The organism is Synechococcus sp. MU1611 (assembly GCF_020514255.1).
In the GTDB taxonomy this organism is placed as follows: domain Bacteria; phylum Cyanobacteriota; class Cyanobacteriia; order PCC-6307; family Cyanobiaceae; genus Parasynechococcus.
This window is the reverse complement of record NZ_VTLC01000001.1, coordinates 401092-422768: the sequence shown is the minus strand read 5'-3', so window position 1 is coordinate 422768 and position 21677 is coordinate 401092. Positions and strand designations below refer to the sequence as shown.

At 56.1% G+C, this 21677-nt stretch carries 37 protein-coding genes; 24 read left to right on the top strand and 13 right to left on the bottom strand.

Annotated features, from left to right (window positions below):
- Positions 1-519: 519 nt before the first annotated feature.
- The 4 genes from FZZ92_RS02465 to FZZ92_RS02450 form a co-directional block, all read right to left on the bottom strand.
- Positions 520-1392, bottom strand: a complete 873-nt coding sequence (locus FZZ92_RS02465) for a phycobilisome rod-core linker polypeptide (protein ID WP_226398562.1) — start codon at positions 1390-1392, stop codon at positions 520-522.
- 197 nt (positions 1393-1589) lie between these two features.
- The gene (locus FZZ92_RS02460; protein ID WP_226398563.1) at positions 1590-1823 is read right to left on the bottom strand and encodes a hypothetical protein; all 234 of its coding nucleotides are present in this window, start codon (positions 1821-1823) and stop codon (positions 1590-1592) included.
- A 106-nt stretch (positions 1824-1929) separates the two neighbouring features.
- Complete coding sequence (locus FZZ92_RS02455; protein WP_166017031.1) at positions 1930-2640, bottom strand: response regulator transcription factor; 711 nt, start codon at positions 2638-2640, stop codon at positions 1930-1932.
- A gap of 25 nt (positions 2641-2665) precedes the next feature.
- Positions 2666-2851, bottom strand: a complete 186-nt coding sequence (locus FZZ92_RS02450) for a hypothetical protein (protein WP_115094134.1) — start codon at positions 2849-2851, stop codon at positions 2666-2668.
- 8 nt (positions 2852-2859) lie between these two features.
- Between FZZ92_RS02450 and FZZ92_RS02445 the strand changes: the two genes are divergently transcribed.
- Entirely contained in the window at positions 2860-3063 is a 204-nt protein-coding gene (locus FZZ92_RS02445) for a hypothetical protein (protein WP_226422495.1), read from the top strand.
- Between the two features lie 46 nt (positions 3064-3109).
- Entirely contained in the window at positions 3110-3829 is a 720-nt protein-coding gene (locus FZZ92_RS02440; protein WP_226422494.1) for a class I SAM-dependent methyltransferase, read from the top strand.
- Here FZZ92_RS02440 and FZZ92_RS02435 read toward each other — a convergent pair.
- A complete protein-coding gene (locus tag FZZ92_RS02435; RefSeq protein ID WP_206339137.1) occupies positions 3823-4008 on the bottom strand; it encodes a hypothetical protein in 186 nt (61 codons plus the stop codon). The genes FZZ92_RS02440 and FZZ92_RS02435 overlap by 7 nt on opposite strands.
- A gap of 97 nt (positions 4009-4105) precedes the next feature.
- Between FZZ92_RS02435 and FZZ92_RS02430 the strand changes: the two genes are divergently transcribed.
- The 3 genes from FZZ92_RS02430 (at position 4106) to FZZ92_RS02420 (ending at position 5305) form a co-directional block, all read left to right on the top strand.
- Entirely contained in the window at positions 4106-4588 is a 483-nt protein-coding gene (locus tag FZZ92_RS02430; RefSeq protein WP_226422493.1) for a hypothetical protein, read from the top strand.
- On the top strand, positions 4572-4940 hold the full coding sequence (locus tag FZZ92_RS02425; protein WP_226398568.1) for a hypothetical protein: 369 nt from the start codon (positions 4572-4574) through the stop codon (positions 4938-4940). Before FZZ92_RS02430 ends, FZZ92_RS02425 begins: the two co-directional genes overlap by 17 nt.
- A gap of 137 nt (positions 4941-5077) precedes the next feature.
- A complete protein-coding gene (locus tag FZZ92_RS02420) occupies positions 5078-5305 on the top strand; it encodes a hypothetical protein (RefSeq protein ID WP_166017043.1) in 228 nt (75 codons plus the stop codon).
- 317 nt (positions 5306-5622) lie between these two features.
- Here FZZ92_RS02420 and FZZ92_RS02415 read toward each other — a convergent pair whose 3' ends face one another.
- Complete coding sequence (locus tag FZZ92_RS02415) at positions 5623-5793, bottom strand: hypothetical protein (RefSeq protein WP_226422492.1); 171 nt, start codon at positions 5791-5793, stop codon at positions 5623-5625.
- A 146-nt stretch (positions 5794-5939) separates the two neighbouring features.
- Here FZZ92_RS02415 and FZZ92_RS02410 point away from each other — a divergent pair, with 146 nt between their 5' ends.
- The 6 genes from FZZ92_RS02410 to FZZ92_RS02385 all read left to right on the top strand — a co-directional run bounded on the left by FZZ92_RS02410 (position 5940) and on the right by FZZ92_RS02385 (position 9007).
- Positions 5940-6167 (top strand): hypothetical protein, encoded by a 228-nt coding sequence (locus FZZ92_RS02410; RefSeq protein ID WP_226422491.1) that lies wholly within the window; start codon positions 5940-5942, stop codon positions 6165-6167.
- Between the two features lie 7 nt (positions 6168-6174).
- Entirely contained in the window at positions 6175-6384 is a 210-nt protein-coding gene (locus FZZ92_RS02405; protein WP_226422490.1) for a hypothetical protein, read from the top strand.
- 141 nt (positions 6385-6525) lie between these two features.
- Positions 6526-6681 (top strand): hypothetical protein, encoded by a 156-nt coding sequence (locus FZZ92_RS02400; protein ID WP_166017047.1) that lies wholly within the window; start codon positions 6526-6528, stop codon positions 6679-6681.
- Between the two features lie 267 nt (positions 6682-6948).
- Positions 6949-7905 carry an orange carotenoid-binding protein gene (locus FZZ92_RS02395; protein ID WP_166017048.1) on the top strand — a complete coding sequence of 319 codons (957 nt, stop codon included), beginning with the start codon at positions 6949-6951 and terminating at the stop codon, positions 7903-7905.
- Complete coding sequence (locus FZZ92_RS02390) at positions 7895-8638, top strand: fatty acid desaturase (protein ID WP_226422678.1); 744 nt, start codon at positions 7895-7897, stop codon at positions 8636-8638. The genes FZZ92_RS02395 and FZZ92_RS02390 overlap by 11 nt, the downstream gene beginning before the upstream one ends.
- A 48-nt stretch (positions 8639-8686) precedes the next feature.
- Positions 8687-9007, top strand: coding sequence for a hypothetical protein (locus FZZ92_RS02385; protein WP_226422489.1), 321 nt, complete (start codon positions 8687-8689; stop codon positions 9005-9007).
- Positions 9008-9203: 196 nt separating this feature from the next.
- Here the strand turns inward: FZZ92_RS02385 and FZZ92_RS02380 are convergent, their stop codons facing one another.
- Both FZZ92_RS02380 and FZZ92_RS02375 read right to left on the bottom strand, forming a co-directional pair.
- Entirely contained in the window at positions 9204-9458 is a 255-nt protein-coding gene (locus tag FZZ92_RS02380) for a hypothetical protein (RefSeq protein WP_226422488.1), read from the bottom strand.
- On the bottom strand, positions 9451-9738 hold the full coding sequence (locus FZZ92_RS02375) for a hypothetical protein (protein WP_186570062.1): 288 nt from the start codon (positions 9736-9738) through the stop codon (positions 9451-9453). The genes FZZ92_RS02380 and FZZ92_RS02375 overlap by 8 nt, the downstream gene beginning before the upstream one ends.
- A gap of 476 nt (positions 9739-10214) precedes the next feature.
- On the opposite strand from FZZ92_RS02375, the gene FZZ92_RS02370 reads away from it, so the two are divergent.
- From FZZ92_RS02370 to FZZ92_RS02360, 3 genes are all read left to right on the top strand, one after another.
- On the top strand, positions 10215-10484 hold the full coding sequence (locus tag FZZ92_RS02370; protein WP_226422487.1) for a DUF1651 domain-containing protein: 270 nt from the start codon (positions 10215-10217) through the stop codon (positions 10482-10484).
- Positions 10485-10554: 70 nt separating this feature from the next.
- On the top strand, positions 10555-10734 hold the full coding sequence (locus FZZ92_RS02365) for a hypothetical protein (RefSeq protein ID WP_137006815.1): 180 nt from the start codon (positions 10555-10557) through the stop codon (positions 10732-10734).
- Between the two features lie 420 nt (positions 10735-11154).
- Complete coding sequence (locus tag FZZ92_RS02360) at positions 11155-12906, top strand: gamma-glutamyltransferase family protein (protein WP_370629829.1); 1752 nt, start codon at positions 11155-11157, stop codon at positions 12904-12906.
- Positions 12907-12922: 16 nt separating this feature from the next.
- On the opposite strand, the gene FZZ92_RS02355 is transcribed toward FZZ92_RS02360, so the two are convergent.
- Positions 12923-13315, bottom strand: coding sequence for a DoxX family protein (locus tag FZZ92_RS02355; protein WP_166017052.1), 393 nt, complete (start codon positions 13313-13315; stop codon positions 12923-12925).
- A 465-nt stretch (positions 13316-13780) separates the two neighbouring features.
- On the opposite strand from FZZ92_RS02355, the gene FZZ92_RS02350 reads away from it, so the two are divergent.
- Entirely contained in the window at positions 13781-13954 is a 174-nt protein-coding gene (locus FZZ92_RS02350; protein WP_226422486.1) for a hypothetical protein, read from the top strand.
- Positions 13955-14051: 97 nt separating this feature from the next.
- On the top strand, positions 14052-14891 hold the full coding sequence (locus FZZ92_RS02345) for a GNAT family N-acetyltransferase (protein WP_370631228.1): 840 nt from the start codon (positions 14052-14054) through the stop codon (positions 14889-14891).
- A gap of 29 nt (positions 14892-14920) precedes the next feature.
- Here FZZ92_RS02345 and FZZ92_RS02340 read toward each other — a convergent pair whose 3' ends face one another.
- Positions 14921-15085 carry a hypothetical protein gene (locus tag FZZ92_RS02340; RefSeq protein WP_226398580.1) on the bottom strand — a complete coding sequence of 55 codons (165 nt, stop codon included), beginning with the start codon at positions 15083-15085 and terminating at the stop codon, positions 14921-14923.
- A gap of 549 nt (positions 15086-15634) precedes the next feature.
- Entirely contained in the window at positions 15635-16078 is a 444-nt protein-coding gene (locus FZZ92_RS02335) for a hypothetical protein (protein ID WP_226422485.1), read from the bottom strand.
- A gap of 155 nt (positions 16079-16233) precedes the next feature.
- On the opposite strand from FZZ92_RS02335, the gene FZZ92_RS02330 reads away from it, so the two are divergent.
- A complete protein-coding gene (locus FZZ92_RS02330; RefSeq protein ID WP_166017056.1) occupies positions 16234-16410 on the top strand; it encodes a hypothetical protein in 177 nt (58 codons plus the stop codon).
- Between the two features lie 130 nt (positions 16411-16540).
- Positions 16541-16732 (top strand): hypothetical protein, encoded by a 192-nt coding sequence (locus FZZ92_RS02325; protein WP_226422484.1) that lies wholly within the window; start codon positions 16541-16543, stop codon positions 16730-16732.
- A gap of 604 nt (positions 16733-17336) precedes the next feature.
- Here FZZ92_RS02325 and FZZ92_RS02320 read toward each other — a convergent pair.
- Positions 17337-17606 carry a hypothetical protein gene (locus tag FZZ92_RS02320; protein ID WP_115021808.1) on the bottom strand — a complete coding sequence of 90 codons (270 nt, stop codon included), beginning with the start codon at positions 17604-17606 and terminating at the stop codon, positions 17337-17339.
- 151 nt (positions 17607-17757) lie between these two features.
- Here FZZ92_RS02320 and FZZ92_RS02315 point away from each other — a divergent pair, with 151 nt between their 5' ends.
- The 6 genes from FZZ92_RS02315 (at position 17758) to FZZ92_RS02290 (ending at position 20904) form a co-directional block, all read left to right on the top strand.
- On the top strand, positions 17758-18540 hold the full coding sequence (locus FZZ92_RS02315) for a GTP-binding protein (protein ID WP_226422483.1): 783 nt from the start codon (positions 17758-17760) through the stop codon (positions 18538-18540).
- 5 nt (positions 18541-18545) lie between these two features.
- Positions 18546-19361 carry a metallophosphoesterase gene (locus FZZ92_RS02310; protein WP_226422482.1) on the top strand — a complete coding sequence of 272 codons (816 nt, stop codon included), beginning with the start codon at positions 18546-18548 and terminating at the stop codon, positions 19359-19361.
- Entirely contained in the window at positions 19361-20071 is a 711-nt protein-coding gene (locus FZZ92_RS02305) for a phosphoesterase (protein WP_226398585.1), read from the top strand. Before FZZ92_RS02310 ends, FZZ92_RS02305 begins: the two co-directional genes overlap by 1 nt.
- 68 nt (positions 20072-20139) lie before the next feature.
- Positions 20140-20397, top strand: coding sequence for a hypothetical protein (locus FZZ92_RS02300; RefSeq protein ID WP_226422481.1), 258 nt, complete (start codon positions 20140-20142; stop codon positions 20395-20397).
- A gap of 4 nt (positions 20398-20401) precedes the next feature.
- A complete protein-coding gene (locus tag FZZ92_RS02295) occupies positions 20402-20623 on the top strand; it encodes a DUF3721 domain-containing protein (protein WP_226398587.1) in 222 nt (73 codons plus the stop codon).
- Positions 20620-20904, top strand: a complete 285-nt coding sequence (locus FZZ92_RS02290) for a hypothetical protein (RefSeq protein WP_226398588.1) — start codon at positions 20620-20622, stop codon at positions 20902-20904. Before FZZ92_RS02295 ends, FZZ92_RS02290 begins: the two co-directional genes overlap by 4 nt.
- A 16-nt stretch (positions 20905-20920) precedes the next feature.
- Here FZZ92_RS02290 and FZZ92_RS02285 read toward each other — a convergent pair whose 3' ends face one another.
- The gene (locus tag FZZ92_RS02285; protein WP_226398589.1) at positions 20921-21094 is read right to left on the bottom strand and encodes a metallothionein; all 174 of its coding nucleotides are present in this window, start codon (positions 21092-21094) and stop codon (positions 20921-20923) included.
- Positions 21095-21677: the final 583 nt, after the last annotated feature.

Genomic DNA, 21677 nt, shown 5'->3' with positions numbered 1-21677 from the left:
GGCCAAGAGATCAACTCAAGAATCAAGCAACAGCCAAACATCACTAACTCCGATGGCGAACGCATCCCATCGCAGCAAAATCAGATCCGCTACTGATAATTTTCTACTTGCAAGTTATATCCAGATACCAAAAGACTTTTATCAAGACAGGTCTCAAATGGAAATTTTGGCGACGAATACTTGATTAATCGCAGATGAACATCAACAGGCGCATAGCCATTCTGCAGGCATTGTTGAAAAAACTTAGTCACCGCAACTTCGAGCAATTGAGTTTCAAAGAGAGCAGTCACCTGGCCACTCTCGTGCACCAAGAGCCCGAAGTAATGCATCAAACGATTCAAGAGCGACGAGATCTTACGGAAGCGTGGATCATTTTCAATGAGTATTCATACCCAGGGGCGGCCCAAGGGGGTTGAGGGCCACGCCAGCAGATCAGCCGCGCCGCCATTAAAAAAGGGCAAGAGAGTTAGCTCTCCTGCCCTTCTTGTTTCTCAGCTCAGTGCTGCAAGCAGCAATGAATCAGAAGCGGCCGTAGTTGAACTTGCCGCCATACATCCGACGGTAAGCAGCGTTGCGGGGGTTGCTGACTGCATTCGTGTAGGAGAAGCCACCACGATCGCTGTCGTCTGAGTAGACGGCAGCAGCGGCAAAGGAACCGAGATCCATGCTGAAGCGCTTCACCAGAGAAGGACCGGTGTACATGGCGTTTTCAGAGCTGGCATTTGCCGGAGTGATTTCGGCCATGCCAACAAAGGTGGAGCAGGAAGCCCGTGCTTCCGACTTGAAACCACGCAGGTAGGGAACCGTGTCAGTTCCGAAGGTTTCGAGATACTCCTCGGAGCGGACGAGGCTGTCGACGAAAGCGTCGAATCCCTCTTCAGCGATCAGCTGAATGCCAGCACTCACTTCCTTCTGATCGATGGGAGGACGCCCCAGCAGGTGCTTGGTGGTGAGCTCGATGCCGCGCATGGGAGACACGGCGTGGAAAAACTTCTGCTTGTAGAGCTCAGATTTGACCAGGCCGGCCATGAAGCCCTGCACATTGATGCGGCCATCACAGAGGAAGGCCTCCAGTGAGACGAGACGCTGGTTGGAGGAGATGCCGATGTTGCCGAACACCTGCTTGTAACCCGCGTTGATGGCAGCTTCCAGAGCCTGGCTGCCCGTTGAGGCATAGGAGTGGTTGATCGCCGAGAAGGGGCACTCCTCATGGATCCGAGGGCCCATGCCAATGCCCATGGCGGCGCATTGGTTTTGCTTGTACTCAGCAGGTGTGGATGCCGCCTTGCGCTTGTTGGAGCTGGCACTTTTGGTTGCGTCCACGGAGTTCGCAAAGGCGAAGGACACCCGCTGTTCGTGGGTGAAATCCCGCTTGTACTTCAGGGCTGGCATCCGAGGAAACAGTGAAATCAGATCAAAGATATGGCGATCTCTTAATTGTTGGAGATGAACTTAGTAATAGTTAAAAGCTGGGTTGCTCGCCCAAATGGCGTTGGCTGACTCACCCCACAACGAAGGCCTGGTCTCGCTCAAAACGCAGCGTCGCCAAGGGCTCTTGATCAACCGCAGACAACGGTTGAGATTGAATCTCAACCGCCGTTGCAGTAACGAACAGCTTCGGACTGAGACCTGCCATCTGCCACGACAGCCTCAACGCAGCCATTGAACAAACGGCTTTCCTGCTTCACGGCACACAAACCGAAGGCAATGGCCGCCAACGACACGGCTGAAACAACGGTGGCGGAGATCTGAATCACGCCATAGGCGAGCATCGCCCGCTTCTTGCCGTTGCAAGACTGCGGGTTGGTGGTTTCCTCGGACATCACAAAAAAGCAACGCAGTGACCCTATGGATCAAGCGGCGGCGACCGAAGCGGGATGGCGACCGTGATCACCGAACAGGCTTGCCGAAGTGAGTGAAGCAAGTGAATCAGCCGAGGGGATCGATCAAGCCATAAAGCAGTGCCATCACCGCCAACTGAGTGCGATCAGCAGCACCAAGTTTGTCTTTGGCATTCATCACATGGGTCTTCACCGTTTCCACCGAGATGCCGAGGCTGCTGCCAACCCCCTGGTTGGTGAGACCTCGGGCCACCCCCGCCACCACCTCCAGCTCACGCTCGGTGAGGTCTTCAATCAACGCGGGCAGATTCGGGTTCGGCGCCTGGGCCGCGCCAAGGCTACGAATCTCCTCGGGGAAATACACGCCTCCTTCGGCGAGGGTGTGAAGGGCTTGAACGAAATCACCCTTTCCTGTGCCAAGGCTTGATTTGAAGATCACGGCGTCGGCATAGGCCTCCATCGCCTCCTGCACCACGGCCTGGGTTTCGCGCACCAGCACGATCAGGAGCTGACAGGTGGGCAGCTCCGCCTTCACCCGCCGCAGCAGGTTCATGCCGTAGCCGGTTTCGAGATCCGCACTGCAGATCAGCAGGCTCGGCCGGGTGCGCAGCACCAACTCGAAGCCCTCCTCCTCGGTGGTGGCGGCGCCCACCACGGCACGGCGAATCGGCTCCGCCAGGCAGAGACAGGTGAGGGTTAGACGGTCACCGCAGCAGACCACCACCCGCTGGTTCTGAAAGAACTGCGCCGTCGCTTCGATGGCTTCATGCAACGCACGCGACTCAAGCCGCAGCTCCATTCCAAGACCTTCAAATGCCTTCCTTTTAGCGGCGTTTGGATGGCTCAGCTGCAGAGCCATCACGGCAGCTATCCCGACGAACAACGCCACGAATGCAGTGGGGATAGCGCTCACGCCCCAATCGCCAGGCTTGGGCGGCATCGGCCACCTGCACCGTTTCGGTCTGCAGCTCGCCCTTGCGCTGAAGGATCAAGTCGTAAACCGGGGGCATAGGAAGCAATGGCGCGCTTCTTTATTGAGCCCCAACAGCAGAAGAATCACATCCCTCAGTTGGGGGAGTCATCGGGGCGAGACCATCCCTCAGACGAGGGATGGCGCCAGCAGGCACCGTTGCTGGCAGACACGAGGGCGCTGGCTGACAAGACTGCAGTCAGGTTGGTAGGGGATGGGGTGCACAACGGCATCGGCAACCTCCAGGGCTGAATCGCACAAAGCAACCATCATTGGGAAAGATCCATCGCGGTGGCCCATGCCCTCCCTTGATTTCGATGGCGAGTACGGCCGCACCTATCGCAAGAGCATTCAAGACTCCATTCCCGGCCACGACGTTCTGCACGAGATCGCCAGAGCAGCGATCAAGGCCACAGCAAGCGATGCGCAGCAGGTGCTGGTGGTGGGTCCCGGCCCCGGCGATGAACTTCCAAACCTTCTCAACGCCTGCTCTGATGCTGAGCTGACGGTGCTCGAGCCCAGTGAGCTGATGCTGGAGCAATGCCGCAAAACCCTTTCGGATCACCCCGGCAGCAGCCGCTGTCGGTTGCTGCCCTGCACCCTGAACGCGGCGCTCGAGGGCGAACTGAACGGCGCCCGGTTTGATCTGGTGGTGTGCCACAACGTGCTTCACCTGCTGCCCCATGACGAGCAGAACGCGATGTTGCGCGAACTGACGCAGTTCACGGCTGATGGCGGCGTGTTGTTGCTGAGTGCCTACAGCGAAGCGGAGGAGGGCGAGAGCCAACGCGAAGTGTTCAATGTGGCGTGGCAACGGCTTGTCGACCGGGGCGTTCCTGAAGACCGGCTTGAAAAAATCAGGGACAGCCGCAACAAGGTGGTGTTCTCCCTTGATGCCAGCCGGGTCGCGGCTGTGCTGGAGCAAGCCGGTTGGCGTTCACCTCTGCAGCTCTATCAGGGATTGTTCATCCGCCTCTGGCTATGCCGAGCTGAGGGTCAGGCTGAAGCCACTCAGTAGGAGACGTAGGCCTTCAGATGCCTCGCCAGGGTCTGCACCAAACGGCTGCGGGCCCGGCGGGAACTCCAGCCCATGTGGGGTCTGACCAACAGATTCGGGGTATCCAGCAAGGCCTCAATCCGGGCAACGAAAGCCGCGAAGGCCTTCTTCAGGTTTACCGAAGCCAATGCTTCTTCCATCCCTCAGTTGAGGGAGACACCCCAACCAAACCATCCCTGAGATGCGGGAGGTGATGCCAGAGCAATCGAAAGAAGGTTGTGGTGTTGCAAAGCATCGATGCCAGAACTCTTGCCAACAGGCCATTTCCTAGTTGATCCGGTTGCTCTGGATCGAGACGACCTGAACCAGACCTATTGCGAGCTAAGGAACAGCTACAAGTCGGTGATGATCAGCCGCGGCGTCTTCCGAAGCAAAGCCGATCAGAACCGTGCGGCGATGCGGGAACTGGAAAGCAAGCTGCGAGCAATTGCCGAACGCGAAGCCAGCGTCCGCCAAGAGGCCTATGAAATGCTCGAAATCGTGACCAATGTGGTGGGCGAACTGGAGGATGCAGGCGATTCTCTGGTGAATGAATTCGGCGCCTATCAACTCGGCCGCCGAAGTTATCAAGGGGGTGCCTTCATTGGCAGGTTGATCAAAGCAGTGATTCGGTTCATCAACCGCTGGACGTCGACCAAACAGCAACTGACGGCGATGGTCGATAAACAGCAAGCCATGCAAGCAACACTCACGGAAGGAGCCGATGGGACGGATCGCTGACGCCCTACGGGCCACCCTCAAGACCGTTGCCGAATCAGATGCTCGGGCGCTGCGCGACCTCGATCAAAAGTTGCGCCGTGTTTCTGATGCAGAGCAGCCAACGTCGGCGTCGCTTCCAGGACAGGTGGATGCCAAAGCGTTGCTCGGAGAAGGCAGCTTTCACCAACAAACAGTGGCGAGCCTCAAGCGCATCTGCAAAACCAATGGCATCAAGGGCTATTCCAAGCTGAAGAAGGCGGAGCTATGCCAAGCCCTGGAGGCCAAGGGCGTTCAAGCACCACCGCCACCCTTGGAGAGCTTCAGCAAGAAGCAACTGGTGGCCATGTTGAAAACGGTTCTAGGGATGAAGTGATGTCCATTACCTCCAGATACGGCTAAGCCCCGCCCCTGTGTTGGGGGTTTCCCATGCAGATGCCAACCCGCCTTCGTGTCAATTGGCACAACACTCTTGCAATGAAGCCAGCAGATTGATGCTGTTGCGTAAAAACTGTGGCCAGCCGGCTGCGTCGATCCCTGCTTCAACTCGGTGACCGAGTCACCCGTCGCGTGCCGCGATGGCCGGAAGGATCCTGGCCCGACGCCATGCAGCGCAGCCCGCGACGGGTACGAAGCTCAGCCAGGGATGTGATCAAAAGCAGCGCCAAAGCTGCGATTGATCTGGGCCGCCAGGCAGCACGCCTGGGGATGGAATCGATCAAAAGAACAAGCAACCGATGAATGGAAGCTTGTTGGTGCTGTCTGTTCTGCTGTTGATTGCTGGTGTGGCCTTGATCAGCCTGGGCTGAATAAGCACAATCACTCAACAAGACAAAACGGATCAATCGACGACCAAAATCAGAAAAAACGAGATCAGTTGATACAGATAACCAGCCAGTTTTGCTCGATCGTTAGTTCAGCGAAGCCAGGTTCAATGGAATTTCTGATTGCCAGTTGCTTCATCTTTCCGCTATCGGCGCTGTGGATCCAATCCCGGGAAGACGAGAACAACGAAGATGAAATGGACTTTCTTTGAGCCAACGACTTGGACTTCGGGCTCAAGACCTGGATGACGGCAGCGCTGAGCCATTAAGTTCATGGGCCAGGAGATCCTTGGCCAGCATGGTCAGAGCAACACCCATAAGTGCCAGAGCAGTACCCTGATTTTCGTCTGAAGCAACAGCTACATTCCGGGATAATTCAAGATGTTTTTCCCAGGAAAAATGCATCAGATCCAGAGCTGCAAATGCTTTCTAAGGCCATAAGCCTTTGCGATCCGATTGATTAGCCGCATTCAGAAATGTTCTGTAACGGTGGCAATGTATTGAGCTGATCATAGTTCTCTCTAATCGGTTGCAAACACTACGGTTTCAATTTGCAGAACCAAAAGTTCTGGGTTACTTTCCGGTCGCAAAGCCACAAGCCAATGGAACCGATTGCGTTGACTCTGGGCCAGAAATTTGAAATCGAGAAATTTTCACGCGAGATCGACAACTCAAAGGATCTTCAGGCCCTCCGCGGTATTGCGAAAGACCTTTTGGTGGCCTGGAAACAACAGCAAGCCGCCTCGGACTGGATCATGCGCCAACCGAGAGATCTCTGAAGACAGCTTGTTTCGTTCAAAGCAAATGGAGGGCAACCAAATGATCACAACGATCGCGGTGGAAAGAGACGCTCTGCGCCTTTTGCACAAGGCGATTGCTGAGGCCTACGTCAGCTGGCCTGGGGGTGATGCCAACGAACAAGCCCTCCTGTTGGATATGAAGACCAAACTCTATGCAGCCTTAATGGATCACCTGTTCGAGTCTGATTCCAATTAAGCCTTTCCCAGCTGAAGCTGTTCATCCAGTCGATGTTGAACCGGCCTGGACTGCAGTCACTTCTTTTCTACGAAGCGGTAAAAAAACTCATGTTGAACACGGCGCAATGGCAACAGACTGAAGCCGCCCGCGGAGCTCGACATGCAAACCGATCGCTCCCGCCTACGTGAACTCGAGATTCGTGTCGCCAACCCGCAGCACTGGAGTGCGGGCGAAAACGAGATCAATGTTGAAAATCTGAGGCAGTTGCGCTTTCAGATCGACGATCAACTCAAGAAACTGCGCCAGCATTCATAAACCTGCGCCTCAACGCAATCAGACAAGAGCCGATCAACACCCCAAAGCCAACGGAACCGGCAGGCCCGCTCTTGTTTCAGCGCCCCACCAAAAGGCGATCACCCTCACGGACTGGACGACGAATACTCGACTCCTGATCAGCGACCCTGATTCGGAGCAAAACCCTGCTAGGCCAATTGTTCACTAACGAACAGGAGGCCAAGCGGAGCGAATGTTTACACAAAGAAACATAGTGTTACAGTCTGTAAACACCTTGTTACGTCCTGGATGTTCACGCTCGATAAAGCTCGTCAGATCTTCCCGGACACTCTTACTGCTGATGCCGTTCCGGCCATCACAGCCCGCTTCCAACTGCTTTCCGCAGAAGACCAGCTGGCACTGATCTGGTTCGCCTACCTCGAGATGGGGCAGACCATCACCATCGCCGCCCCCGGCGCTGCACGCATGCAGTTGGCTCGTCCGACCCTTGACCAGATCTTGGCCATGAGTTTCGACGAACAGACAAAGGTCATGTGTGACCTCGCGGGCAAGATCAACAGCCCGATCTCCAATATCTATGCCTATTGGTCGGTGAACGTAAAGCTCTGCTTCTGGTACGAGCTGGGCGAATTCATGCGCCAGGGCAAAGTCGCCCCCATTCCCCAGGGCTACAAGCTTTCGGCCAACGCCAAGTCGGTGCTAGAAGCGGTGAAGAAGGTCGAGCAAGGCCAGCAGATCACCCTGCTACGCAACTTCGTTGTCGACATGGGATTTGATCCCAACATTGACGACACAAAGATCGTGACGGAGCCGATCGTCGCCCCCACACCGGTGGATGAGCGCGAAGAGATCTTCATTCCTGGCGTTCTCAACCAGACGATCCTCAGCTACATGCAGCTGTTGAACGCCAACGATTTCGATCAGCTCATTGATCTGTTCCTCGACGACGGCGCTCTCCAGCCCCCCTTCCAGCGTCCGATTGTGGGCCGTGAAGCGATCCTGAAATTCTTCAAGCGAGATTGTCAGAACCTGAAGCTGATGCCCCAAGGCGGCTTCGGTGAACCGACTGAAGGTGGTTTCAACCAGATCAAAGTCACCGGCAAGGTGCAAACCCCCTGGTTTGGCCGCGAAGTGGGCATGAACGTCGCCTGGCGCTTCCTGCTCGACGACAACGACAAGATCTACTTCGTTGCGATCGACCTTCTCGCCTCACCCGCTGAACTGCTGAAACTTGGTGCCAAATGACGGCCTGAAGTCCTCTGCTCAGCGAGGCCTACAACTAGGAGCACTGATTTCAGTCTCCTGGCTGATCACGCTGATCATTGGTCTGCGTATTGAGCTGAATCAGCTGCATCCCCTGCTGATCATCAGCTGGATTCTGTGTCGCAGCTTCCTGCACACCGGACTTTTCATCCTTGCCCACGACGCCATGCACAACAGCTTGGCGCCTGGTCATGCCCTGATCAATCAGAGAATTGGCCGGGTGTGTTTGTGGATGTACGCGGGTCTGAATTACGACGTCTGCAGATCGAATCACCGCCGGCATCACCTGATGCCGGAATCGGAAGCCGATCCAGACTTCTGCCCGACCAACAACCGCTCCGTTGTGGCCTGGCTGACTCGCTTTCTGAGGAGTTACCTCAATCCGGCGCAACTCAGCAGGCTAATCCTGGTTTTGATGGTTCTTTTGTTGGCAACCTCCAGCGATCAAAACCATCCATGGATCACAGTTTCCGTTACATATCTGCTTCCCTTGCTCATCAGCACCGGACAGCTTTTCTTTGTTGGCACCTACTTGCCCCATCGCAAAGAACACCCTAAAGAGAGCCATGAAGTTTCAATTAAAAGCCTGAATCTTCATCCTTTTGTATCTCTTCTCGCTTGTTACCATTTTGGTTATCATCGCGAGCATCACAACAACCCGAATGCTCCCTGGTTCCTGCTACCAGAACTGCGCACGGGTCAATTTGTTCACTGAGGTCTGGCCCAATCCAGACGCTCGACGCTATCCCTCCTCACCCACCATATGTCTGCGAACGACTGGACCTCCGAAGAAGAAGCGGTGGCGCGGCATGCCTTCGCATTGGGCAAGCAACGATCCGTGGTGACCTTGATTGAAACTCTCAAGGACCAGAGCGCCAAACTTGACACACCAGAATCGATCTGGAGCCTGCACGATTTTTTAAGCACCGAGCGCTATCAATACGAAGGAAGAATGGAATTTGATTTCAGCAATATTCTGTTCACACTGGCCGACATGATCAAGCAAGATTTGATCAAATATGATGATCTAAACGGACTCAATCAACTCAAATTGAGCAAGATCAAAGCCATGTCGATGTTCTGAAAAACTGCATACCTTTTCAGGATTGTTGCTCCTGAATAGATCAGAGAGTTTTTAGAAGTCTTCGCCGAAACTCCCCCACATGAGTACGGCTAGAAGTACAGTCGTCATCAGCGCTAAACCAGAGATATCGTCGCAAGCCTGATTAACCCAGCACTCAAGCCATTCCTCTGAGGTCGACTGAAACTGTGTATTGAGTTTAAGGATTGCTGTTGAGCTGGCTCTTCAGCTCGGCAAGACGATTCATAAGTTGCTCGTAGCGTCGAGTGGAAATTTTATCTTTGTAATCCTTCAGTGCCAATGCAAGTACGGCAATTTCCTTCTCAACTTTTCGCCTCCTGGTCTCCTTGATCGCTTCTTCCGCTAGGCCCATCAAAAAGTCTCCTCGCGGGGCATAGCCCGGAGGGTCGTCACTTGGCTGGCTTGGATCATGCAAACCGCGAGGATCAATCATCGTCGAGGGCTTTTTCGGCAACGTCAGCCGCAACTAGAAAAACATAAGAAAGTGCATTCATACGACTTGCAAGATCCCTGATCGACTCAATAATTTCTCTTCTCGACAGGCCACTTTCTCGCTGGAGGCGAATAATTTCATGGGTCAAACGAGTCTCATTATCTCGACCGTAGCTGTACGCAGTTCCAAAACAATCCTCACTTTTCTCATCATTCCTGCAGGCTTGCGCGAAGTCCGAGGCTATTTTTTGGGAAAAATCTTCAACCTGACGGCTTTCCATTATTGCCAAACGGATTTACTTGAATGTAAGCGATCAGAGCATGAAGTAGCATTAATTTATCAAGCCAATAATTCAAATTTCTCACTTTTGCTTATAGGTCGATACCAAAACTTTATGTTTTTTTGTTGAGAACCTAAAAGATCTTCATTGCCTGTCCGTTAAGTACAGGACAGCGCAAAAATCTCTTGCCTTAGTGGGACATTGGTCGTAATCCAGGCCTCCGGAAGCTTCTCTGATGCGTCTTCTTGACTGAGACGAGCTTCTTTTTTTGGAGCATCAAAAAGGTGTGAATCGATGTTTCTCAACTGAGATTGCCATCTCCATCCAGGACACTCTGTTCATTCCCTGGCAATCCCAACGGTTCGCGCTCGATTTGGCCCACCAGTCATGATCAGGCTCGCCACCATCACGTCGGGGCACCGCTCCGGCAGCACGCGCTTCGCAGAGCTGTCTTTTCTTGCCGTCGCCCCACCCCCTTGCCTCGATACCGCGCCACCCACGAACCAACGGAAAAGCCAGGCGGTGAAGGCTGGCTGGTGAGCCCTGAGCAGCAAAAGGTGGTGCAGTTCAAACCCGACTCAGCCACCGTCCATTCCCAGTGGGTTGCGGTGCACACCTACTGCTGGGTTCCGCCTCGGCCACCGATGCCACAGACCCGCCGGCGGATGCTCCGCCACAACGCCATCGAAGCGTGGAACACGATGCTCAAGACAGGCTGGCGGCGCTGCTCTCCCCCCGTGCGCTGATGAATGTCAATGACAAATACTGGACCAAAACAACAGCTTCCGCCAAGGTTGCAAAAGTCACAATGAATTGATGACCAACGGATCCGGCACGTGGGTTAACAATCAGCCCCCAGCAGCATTTGAGAAGCTCTGGAGAGGCTTGGCACTGGTGGGAGCCATCCACATTGGAGGGATGCTGATCAACGTCATCTTCCAAATGATGGGAAACAACAGCTTGGATGGCATTCCTGCAAAATTCCTTGGTCTTTGACCAATCCCAGCGCGACAACGCCACAGAAATGCAGCCCCCGCTTGGACGGGGGTTTCTTTTTGCCCAGTTGAAACGAGATGACAAAGGAAATAGCAATCATCAATGCCACGCAAAGACCCGGGCCCCTCACGCTGAGCAAATTTACTCATTGTTAAGAGAGATTGAGTAGCATTAAGTTATTCCCGCATGCACGAGTTGTTCCTGAGGAGTGGGCTCTTTAGGAACCTTTTTTTTCGGTAAGTTGTCCCACAGGATTGCGATGTATCCCGTAGGTGGGCCTGCGGATACATCTCTTCCTAGACAGGTTCAGCCCTTGGATTGAAATCCAAGGGGGGTGAGTGAGGGAATCTGATCACTTTTTCCTCCAAAAACCTTTGCAGTGAAGTTTTTATTGCCACAAGCAGGAGCGGGCTCCCGCGGATCAGAGCCTTGCTGCTGGCTCTGACGCTCTTGATCTGCCCCCCGATAACAGCGGCACCGATCAGCCGCGATGATCCGGAATCGGCCGAGCCCGGTAGCAAGGGCATCTCCAGCGCCAGCGGATCAGCCGTGGTGGTCACCGCCAATCCCCTGGCCAGTGAAGCTGCGCTGAGAATTCTCAGGGAGGGCGGCACCGCCGTCGATGCCCTGGTCACCGCGCAAGCGGTGCTGGCCGTGGTGGAGCCCCAGAGCTCCGGCCTCGCAGGCGGCGGATTCCTCCTCCACTGGGATGCAAAGCAACGCAGCTTGGAAGTGTTGGATGGCCGTGAAGTGGCCCCCGAGCGCAGCCAGCCCGACGACCTGCTCAACCCCTCGGGTAGTCCCCTCCCCTGGCGAGAGGCCACCGCCAAAGCCAACGCCATCGGCATTCCTGGCACCATTGCCCTGCTTTGGGAGGCGCACCAAAACCACGGTCGTCTGGCCTGGGCCCACACCTTCCAACCGGCGATCCGCCTGGCCAGCGTTGGCTTTCAACCGAGCCCCCGGCTGCGTCGCTCCATTCGTCTTGCCCAGCGTTTCGGTGTGGCCCACAGCCCCGGTTTTCAGGCGCTGTACCTGCCCGGTGGCCAGCCCCCGCCGGCGGATCAACCGTTCCGCAACAGCGCCCTATCCCAGACCCTGAGGCTGCTGGCCCGTGACGGTGGGCCGGCCTTCTATCAAGGGCCGTTAGCGCAGCGAATCCTCGACGGGATCAATGCCCTGCAGGCCAGCGAACCAGATTTCCGTGGCTGGAGCCCAGCCGATCTGAGCAGCTATGCCGTGCTGGATCGCGCCCCCCTCTGCCGCCAACAGCTTCAACATCAGATCTGCACGATGCCGCCCCCCAGCAGTGGTGGGTTGGCGCTGCTGCAGACCCTCGCCCTGCTGAGCCAGAGCAGCGATCTTCCAGGGTCCAGCGCAGCAGAGCCTGAAATCTGGAGGCAGCTGGGCCGAGCCCAAGCCTGGGCCGATGCCGACCGCCTTTATTGGGTGCGTGACCCGCGCGATGGAGCGGTTCCCACCGTTGGCTTGCTCGATCCGGGGTACATCGCAAAGCGAGCCAAGGCCATGCAGATCGCCGAGGCAACGCAACCCACTCCAGGGCTGCCACCGGGGACGGATCGCTACCCCTTCGGTCGGCCTGGTCAGGGGCAGGAGCAGGGGACCACCCAGATCACGATCGTGGATGCCGGAGGCAATATTGCCTCCTACACCTCCTCAGTGGAGACAATCTTTGGGAGTCGGCACCTGGTGGCCGGCATGGTGATGAACAATCAGCTCACCGACTTCGCCTTCAGACCCAGCCTTGGCGGCAAACCGGTAGCGAACCGTCGCCTGCCAGGACGGCGGCCGATGTCGTCGATGGCGCCCACCCTGGTGTTCCGTCATGGTCAACCGGTGCTGGCCCTCGGCAGCCCTGGCGGTCGGAGCATTCCGCATCTACTCAGCCGGGTGTTGGTGGCATCAATGGTCTGGAACGAGCCGCCAACGCGAGCGGTGGCCCTGCCCCATCTCTCCAGGCGGGGCGAGACGCTGGTGCTGGAAAACGATCCCCCGCTCGCCTGGCCGTTCCCGCTGGAGCAGCTGACAACAAAAGGGCCACTACGTCGTCAGCCCATTGGCAGCGGCACCGCCCTGGTGCAGAAAATCGATGGTGCTTGGCAAGGGGTGGCAGACCCGCGCCGTGAGGGAACTGCCCTGGCCCTGCCATGACCCAGCCAACGGGCGATCAACCCTTGGAGCGGATGTTCGTGAAGCTGGGCACTCCATTGCCCCATGCACGGGTGATGGCCAGGATCAACGCTCCGATCAAGGCCAGGTTCATCGCGAAACCACTGTCCACCGGGAAGGTGTGAAAGATCAGCGTGGTGGGCACCAGGAACAGCAGCAGCAGGGAAGCCCCCAGCACCGTATTACTACCGAACACCAGAAGAATCGATCCGGCGATCAACACCACAATTGCCGCCACCAGCAGAACCGATGCCAGCGGCTCAGGAATGCCCTTGGAGGCAATGAAGCCTGCCGTTTCAGCGAAGTTGCTGAACTTCCCCGGCAATGCATTCACAAACACGGCCGCCATCAGCACCCGGCCGAGAAAGTCGAACAGCTTCGAAGCAGTCATGGTCAGCAAAAGCCCGCAGGGGCAGGTGAGTCCTGGGAATCACCCTAGGGAGCAACTGTTCACTCTGAACAGCGATAAAAAACCCCTGAAGGTCGAGCCTCAGGGGTTGGTCCCCTCATGAACATCTGTCCGGGTCAAGCGTCGCTCAGGAGGCTGCAACACAGGGAGAGGAGAACCGCCCGCAACGGTTCGGATCTCCCCTTCCCCAAGCCGAAACAGACGGGCAAGAGCCCATCACGACAGGATCGGCGACCTACAGGTCGACGTATCCCCTGACAGGGGGATGGAGATCCGGTTGCAGAGGCAGTAAGACGGGTGCATTCACGGCAAAGCCATGAAGCTCGACCTGGCTCACGCGCAACCGATGGGACATCTCATCGTTGAGGGAAACCACAGACCATTTCACGCTCTTGCCTGTGCGCTACGGCCAGCAACACTGCGGATCGGACGGAAGGTCTCAGACCGATGACAGCCAATCCTCAACGTTTTCTCGTTCGCTACAAAACAAACGACGGCAGCCAACACACGCTGCAACTCCAGGCAGCTGATCGCCAAGAGGCGCGCATCGTCGCCATGGAAACCAATGCGTACGTCCGCCGTTATCCAACCAGTGTGGATTCAATTCTCCTGGCCGCCTGACGGCGCCTGAAAATTGTTCGAACACTCAGGTTGCTGCCCCCTCGCCTGACTGTCGATGTTGGAGATCAAACCATTCACGTCATCCGACCTTGACTTTGTGACAGGTCTGGCCCGTGAACAGGGTTTCGCTCCTGGTGTGGGCGATATCGAGATCTATGCCAACACCGATCGCCAGGGGATCTGGTTGGCTTGGCAAAACAACCAGCCGTTGGGATGCATCGCCGCGGTGACCTACAACCCCGGCTATGCCTTCATCGGCCTGTTTGTTGTGAAGCAGGACCATCGCGGCCAGGGCATCGGCCATCGCCTCTGGCGACATGCCCTGCAGACGCTGAAGAGCGTGGAGTGCATCGGTCTAGAAGCAGCGGTGCAGATGGTTGGCTTCTATGAAAAAGCCGGTTTTCAGAAGGATTGCGTCACCACTCGCCGGCAGATGTTGTGCCTGAGCGATCAATCGAACAACCCGAACACAACCCTTCTCCATCGCAGCGACATCAACGTCGTGTCATTGCGCGACATCTCACTCGAGGCCATCCAGCGTTACGACGAACGCCACGAAATCAGCCCGCGCCCCCATTTCCTTGAACTGTGGCTTCGCCACAAGGCCGGGGAGGTGTTCGTGGCCATGGATACAAAGGGTGAATGCCATGGCTATGTACGCATTCGACCCTGCCTCCTCCCGATTGGCGACGGTTGGCGGGTGGGGCCATGGCTTGCAGAAGACGCTGGGATGGCATCGCTATTGCTAAACAACGCCATGGACCGCCATAAGGGAGTCGTTTTGATCGACACCCCCGGGCACAACCACTCCGCCAAAACCCTTACAACGGCGAAGGGTTTCAAGCCCATGGGATCAACGGTGCGCATGTACAAAGGCGTGATGCCGAAAGGCCACGATCGCAACGTTTATGGCCTGGCCTGCCTCGAGCTGGGTTGATCTGCCTGAACAGACCTGAGCGGCACTGATCACTCCACAAGGAATTCGCTACGCAACGCCCGCGCATCCTGGATGCGTTGCCCCATGGCGAGCTGGCGAAGACGTGTGTTCAACCAGGCACGCAGTCGTGTGGATGAGACCGACTTGTTCAGCAGACCATCCGAAAACTCAGGCGTGCCGAAGGGAATGGTCATCAACCGCGGTCGGCGGCTCAGGTTAATCAGATCACGGCCGCGGCCTTCCCACTTTCAGCCGATTCAGCCCTGAAAGGCAATGCGTGTTCGTGCTGATTGCCGGGACTCGACCCACCCCCAAGAATGTGTCCATCGAGATCGGAGGCGTCCATGCGTGACGACGGTCCAACCGAGCAGACGTCAGAAGCAAACTGACTTTCAGGCCCCTGCTCCAACAGTTTTTCACACCTCTTGTCGGGTGCGCCCTTCGACGGGCCTTGTGCGAAAGGCCAGGCCGATCGGCACTCCATCTGCACCGTGTCAGGTGCCCTAAGGAGCCCCCTTCACCCGACCCCTTGGAACATGGCACCAGGCGCCACGAGCCAGACGCTTCGACTTTCCTTCAGCCGAAAACCTGATGGAGTGCGTCATGCACAAGCGAGCGATCTAGGCCGCCCGTTCATCGGAACGGGACGGCCACTTCAAGCCTGAACGACACCGTTCAGAACCAGACCTCCGGCCCCCTCCGTCAAAGGGGTCGGGGGTCTGCTGTTGCGAAGCTTGCTTGAGTCAGGCCTTCCGCTTTTGATCCGCCTGCCGCAACTGTTCCCGGAGGATGATCGGGTCGTCACAGTGGGATCGCCGGTACAGCGCCTTGATCTTCCGGGATTCCTCATCGAGCAATTCCAACTCGACCGCATCGGCCATACCCACGGTGAAATCTGCGATCTGGCGGTCTTCAAACTGATTCTCCAAAGCCATCAACTCCTTCAACGAATCACTCATATAGAGGCAACTGGACGCCATCAATTTGAGATTTTCCCGAATTTTTAGATCCGCCTGCTCCCGCACATCCCGCGCTTGTTCGAGCGTCGCAATCAAATCACTACTCGCCGACTCCTCGCTCATGGCAGCAAACACCGGTGAAGCTGTTGCGCAACCCAGCACCAACACCAACACCAACAGCAAAGCCAGAACGGATTGCAGAACCCTCATCCGAACCTCGAAAGACACGACACGATAAAGAAGCTGACCCTGGCAGCCACCCCTCGAATGGGGGAGACGTCGCCTGGGATCAGTGCAGACAACCACTCGAATGGGTGATGTGTTGCGATCACATGTTCGCGATGCTTTGGGGGACAAGACGAGACCAGGCGCAGCAAAAGACCATGACAAGCACAACGGCCAAAGCACAACTGCTGGAGCTGCTCACCGAACCCATCAAGGGTTGCAGGGGGCTTTACGCCCATCGGCAAGACCTGATGCAACGCGTGATGCGAATGCCAGACCTGGAAGTGCGGGATCACCTTGTTCGACTCAAGGCCAGTCACTTCCCAGGAACCTGAGGCCGACGAAGGCACAGGCCTGGATCCCTAAGAAACACTGAGGGAGGCAAAGAAAAGCAAACCCGTATCAGATGTCGCAGTCAAGTCCAATTTGAAATCCGTAGGACGGTTTTGCCTCAAGCGTCGTTCCATGGCCGAGCCTCTGCATCTGCCGTACTCCGTTCAAGGCAACGGAACAGTCGAATCCATTGGACATCACGTCTACCGGGTGTGCGGCCCGGCAGGATGCACCGTCGTGATGGGACTCAGCAATGCCCTATATCTGAGCCGAAACGTTCCGGCAGTTGGGCGTAACAGCGGCTCACGCAGGCGACTGAACTAGATCTTGCGCAAAGCGATACCACTCACAGCAGGGCCATAAGTTGCAACCGGATCCGCAGCATGAATAAGAAAGAAACACTGCATCCATTGGCAGTGGTCGTTATGTTGGGATCCCCCATCACCTGGCCCGCTGCTTTGGCGGGCTTTTTTGTGATTAGACCCCAGAGAAAGGCCTAGGTGAGCTGAACTGCAGGCCAGCCACAAAAAAGGGAGGGTTCCCTAGTCCCTCCCCTTGTTCGACGCAGATTCCCCCTGTTCTGAGCTGGGGGTCACCCTTTCATTGTGTATCGCCAAGAACCAATAAACATCGGTGCTTTCACCTAGGGGCAGACAAACGCATCACCCCCATCCATCGACACCGCCCCCACTGGCGACCCAAGACACAACGCCTGCTCAGGGATCCAGAACACCGGCATCGAGATTGCAATCGGGATTGAGCTTGATCAGCATCCAGAGCAACATGGCCGAACAATCACGATCACTGACGCCGTAATCGTATTTCCAGTCAGTCACCATAGAGGTGAGCTCATGTTGAGCCTGGGTAACAAATTCATCATTCCATTCCTGCACGAATTACCCCCAGAACTTCAGGTCAGGCTTTGCATTCACTCCTCTTCAAGATCTTCTTCTCTCACATAGAAGGGCTCATCCACACCGGGCTCATCGTTCTCCAGAACCAAAACCTTTAAGGAGTCATCACTTTCAAAAACAAAAAGGCCATCCTCGTCAGGATGCACCCCCTTCATTTCGGGATGCTGATTAACCAGGCGATCGAGACGACGGTTCTCCTTCCAGAATTTGAAGCCTTTTTCAAACAGATAAACCATCAGAGCCAAGTTCACCAGCGCGAGGGCGAGGAACTCCAAGGCCTGCATAGGTCAAAACCGAGTTCTGGTGACCCTAGCGAGAGATGCAAGCACAGCCCATAACAAGCGATACCAACCTCAATGCAATGGAGCCGAAGCGCGACAGGACAGCGACGAGCGACCATAATGAGAATGATTCTCGAGCTTTGTGGAGGCTGCGATGGGTCAGGTGTGCCTGATTTCAGGTCCTCCGGGGTGCGGAAAAACATCCTGGGCACTCAAAACGCTTCAAGATCACGGCGGCCCCTGCGCCTACCTGCGCCTGGAGGAAGAACCAGAAGCGGGGCTTGAGCAGGGAGCCGACAGCGGTATCGACCTGAACTGGCTCAAGGACCAGATCCCCAGGCTTGAGGAGGCGACTCCATCCAATGCAGCAGACCTGAAGGAGGAGGACGATGCGCTCACGTTGATCGAAGTTCAGAGGTTTCGTACTCCCACCCAGGAGGGCATCGATGGCTTCGGAATCAACGTCCGCTCAAAGCTGGACGCCTTGCAGCTGCAACCTGACCACGTGATGCACTTTGGGCGAGACCCAGAGTTGCCTTCGAATGACACCTTGGAGTTCAGCAAGCTTGAGGCTTGGCATACATCCCTTTCAGGTTGTGTTTGGGACCCAGACAGCCTCAGCAGCTTCTGGTTTGAACTCGTCAATGGTGCCTACGGCGATGTGTACCGCGCCAAAGGATTGATGAATCTCCCCGACGGGCGTGCATTTTTCTGCAATTGGATGGTGAGCCAACAGGGATCACAGTTTCTGCCCTTGGACGCCACGGCTCCCCCCACGGGGCGCCCCAGTCGAACTTCAGAACTGGTCGTTCAAGGCAAGGCACTCAATCCTGAAGGGATGCAGGCAACCATCAACGATTGCCTGCTCGCAGATGACGTGCTCACCGCGCAACAACAACAGCTCCAGCAACAACAACAACCCACATTGGAAAGCTGACTGACATGAAGCATGCCGTCATCTCCTGTTTGCACGCCAACCTGGCAGCCGCTGAGGCCGTCCTCGACGACATTGACTCCCACGGGATCAAAACCATCACCTGTCTGGGCGACCTTGTTGGTTACGGACCACAGCCCAATGAGGTGGTGGAGTTGGTGCGGCAGCGGCAAATTGACACGTGCCAGGGGTGCTGGGATGAGGACATCATTGATGGATTGAATGCCTGTGAATGCAGCTATCCCTCCCAGCTGGCGGAACGGCGAGGCCATCGTGCCCACCATTGGACAGCCGCAACGCTGACGGAGGCCAACAAAGCATTTCTGGCCGAACTGCCCATGACATTGCGCAGAGACAAGCTGCTGTTTGTGCATGGCAGTCCCAACAGTCAGCACGAGTATCTGTTGCCTGACATGAACGCATTTGCAGCCCTTGAGCGGGTTGAAACAGCGGGAGCGGAAACCTTGTTCTGCGGCCACACCCACCAGCCCTATGTGCGCGAACTACGGCAGGGGTCCATTCGGGTGAAGGTGCAACAAAGCGATCAAGGCACACCAACAGAACATGAGCTGGAACTGCCAATGCGGCGGATCGTCAACGCTGGTTCCGTGGGGGAACCACGTCATGGGAGCACGAAGGCGACCTATGTGATCCATGACGACAACACAGGAGACGTCACCATTCGAGAGGTCGACTACGACGTCGCCAAAACCTGTCAGGCCATTGTTGATGCGGGCTTACCGGAAGTGTTTGCCTGGAGGCTCAGCCACGGATTCGAATACGCCGAGCGGGCTGAAGATGCCAGCCACGTGTGTGAGCGCTGATGGAACGCTGGGCCCTGGTGAGTGGTCTCCAAGGAGACCTGGATCTGTACGAGCAGATCCAGAAGGAGTTAATGCAACAACGAGGAGTCGCCAATCTCTTTGTTCTTGGTGATTTGATCGGATCACAACGCGAGTGCAATGCACTGCTCGAGCGTCTGAGACAGCCGCATCGCGCTGATCTCCAGCCCGAATGCATCTATGGCTGGTGGGAAGAGCAGCTGCTTGCTGAGTCTGGCTACCGCGGGGAGCGCAAGGCTGAAGGTCTCAGACAAGAGCACGGCGAGGCTGGCGTCAACGCACTTCTTGCTTCCGTGGATGCAGACCATCTCAACTGGCTGGCATCGCTGCAGTTCGGTTTCATCGAACTCGACTGCGCCCTTATCCATGGCAGTTCAGCTGATGTTGGTGACCGGCTGACAGAAGACACTTCTGCCCTGGTGTTACTGGATCGCCTGACGCGGCTGGATGTCAATCGCCTCTTCACAGCACGCTGCCAGCGTCAGTTCCGGCTTGAACTCTCCGGTGGATCGATCCAATCGCATGTGAAGGACCATGCCGGAGAAGAGCAGAGCGAACAGGCCGTACCCAAGCGCAGCGTGATCGGTATTGGCGGAGGGAGGAACTACACCCTGTACGACCCCGCAACTGATCACATCGAGTTTCGGATTGCGGGAGAACCCGTCCACGCCTCGGGGCGGGGCTTTGGCTGACTGCCTCGTTCATTCAGACCAAACAAACGGAAAGGGCGTTCATACGCTGGGGCAATCGCCATCAGTAAATGGACGATCACACCCAACAACAGCTCACAGTGCGTGAAATGGTGAGAGCCCACGCCTATCCGGTGCTGGCTGCCGTCAGCAGCCTCAGCCTGCTCAGCATTGCTGTTCTGTTGATTCCGCAAGCCGTCAAAACCGATCGCTACAACCGCTGCGTCGATGCCCAGATCGCCATGCGGGTCGCGATCAACACCGACGGAAACACACACCCGGGCAAGATGAATTACTTGAAAGCCATCAAACACTGCGAAGGCTTCTGAACCAATGACCGCCATCCAACCTTTAACGGCTCTTGCCGTCGGTGTGGTGACCCTCTTGGTAAACCAAACGCCAGGATTGGCCCACGGCAAAGGGCTCTACGCCACCGAGGCGGAAGCTCAGCAGCGAGCTGCCGAAATCGGTTGCACCAGCGTTCACGAGAACAACGGACGCTGGATGCCTTGCGCTGATGAACGGAAACTCCATCAACAGCTGCGCAAGCAATGAAAACCTCCAGAACAACGAGCCGTCAGGCACGACGCATCCACCGCTGGCTGGTGCCAATCGCCGCAGCACCACTGCTGATTACAGCAGGCACTGGCTCCCTCTACAGCTTGCTCCTTGAGCGGAACATCGATGCCTTCTGGCTGCTCAAGCTGCACACGGGACAATTCGGCTGGCTGAACCTCCAACCGATTTATCCAATCCTGCTGGGAGGGCTGACCATTGTTGTCACCGTGTCTGGGCTGACGATGCTGCTGAGGCCGGCCCGATCGAAAGGGGGTTGAGCTCACCCCAACTCGCTCACTCCGCGCAGGTGCATCCACAGGAACCGCTGCCATGGCATGGCTCGTTGTTGGGGTGGCCGCTGGCACAGGCCTCTGAACAGAAGTTCAGACCATGCAGAATCACAGCTTTAGTCTCCTGAACCTCGCAGGTGCAACGCTCACAAGCACAACGAAGTAGGGCTGAAGGCATAACGGACGGATGATCTGCGGATATCTATAGAGGCTTGAAACATCAGAGGCAAATAAAAGAACAAACCAACACAAAGAGTGAAGAAAATAGCGAGAATGATTATCAGCAAAAAAACACCACCAAGGGCTACTAAGCACGTGCAGATAGGCGCCGCCAAAAAACGTTGAAGGCCAAAAGTGGGGTTAAAGTCAAAAAGCTTCAAATGGCAGGCCCAAAAGAGAAGAAAACCAATGGTTACAGGGGAGGCAACAATTGACTACGTTCAAACGTACACAAAAAAGAAAGCTATAAATACAACGCGAGAAAATAAGAGGACCATCAAGCGAAGACATGCCATCAGAAAATATCAACAAAAATCGCCATAGAGCCAAGACACTCAATGACATCAAAGACTGGTGCTTCGGACGAGCGTCGCACCTGTCTCTTGCAGGTCAACATCAGGCCGCTCAGGCACTAACCAACGAGCACATGGAAGCCCTGGAGACGATTAGGCCGGAAAAAATGCTGTGGTTGAAGCATTAACAGGCAGAGAACCGTTATCACGACGCCGCAATGTGTCATATCGAACCTCAAAAAGAGCAAA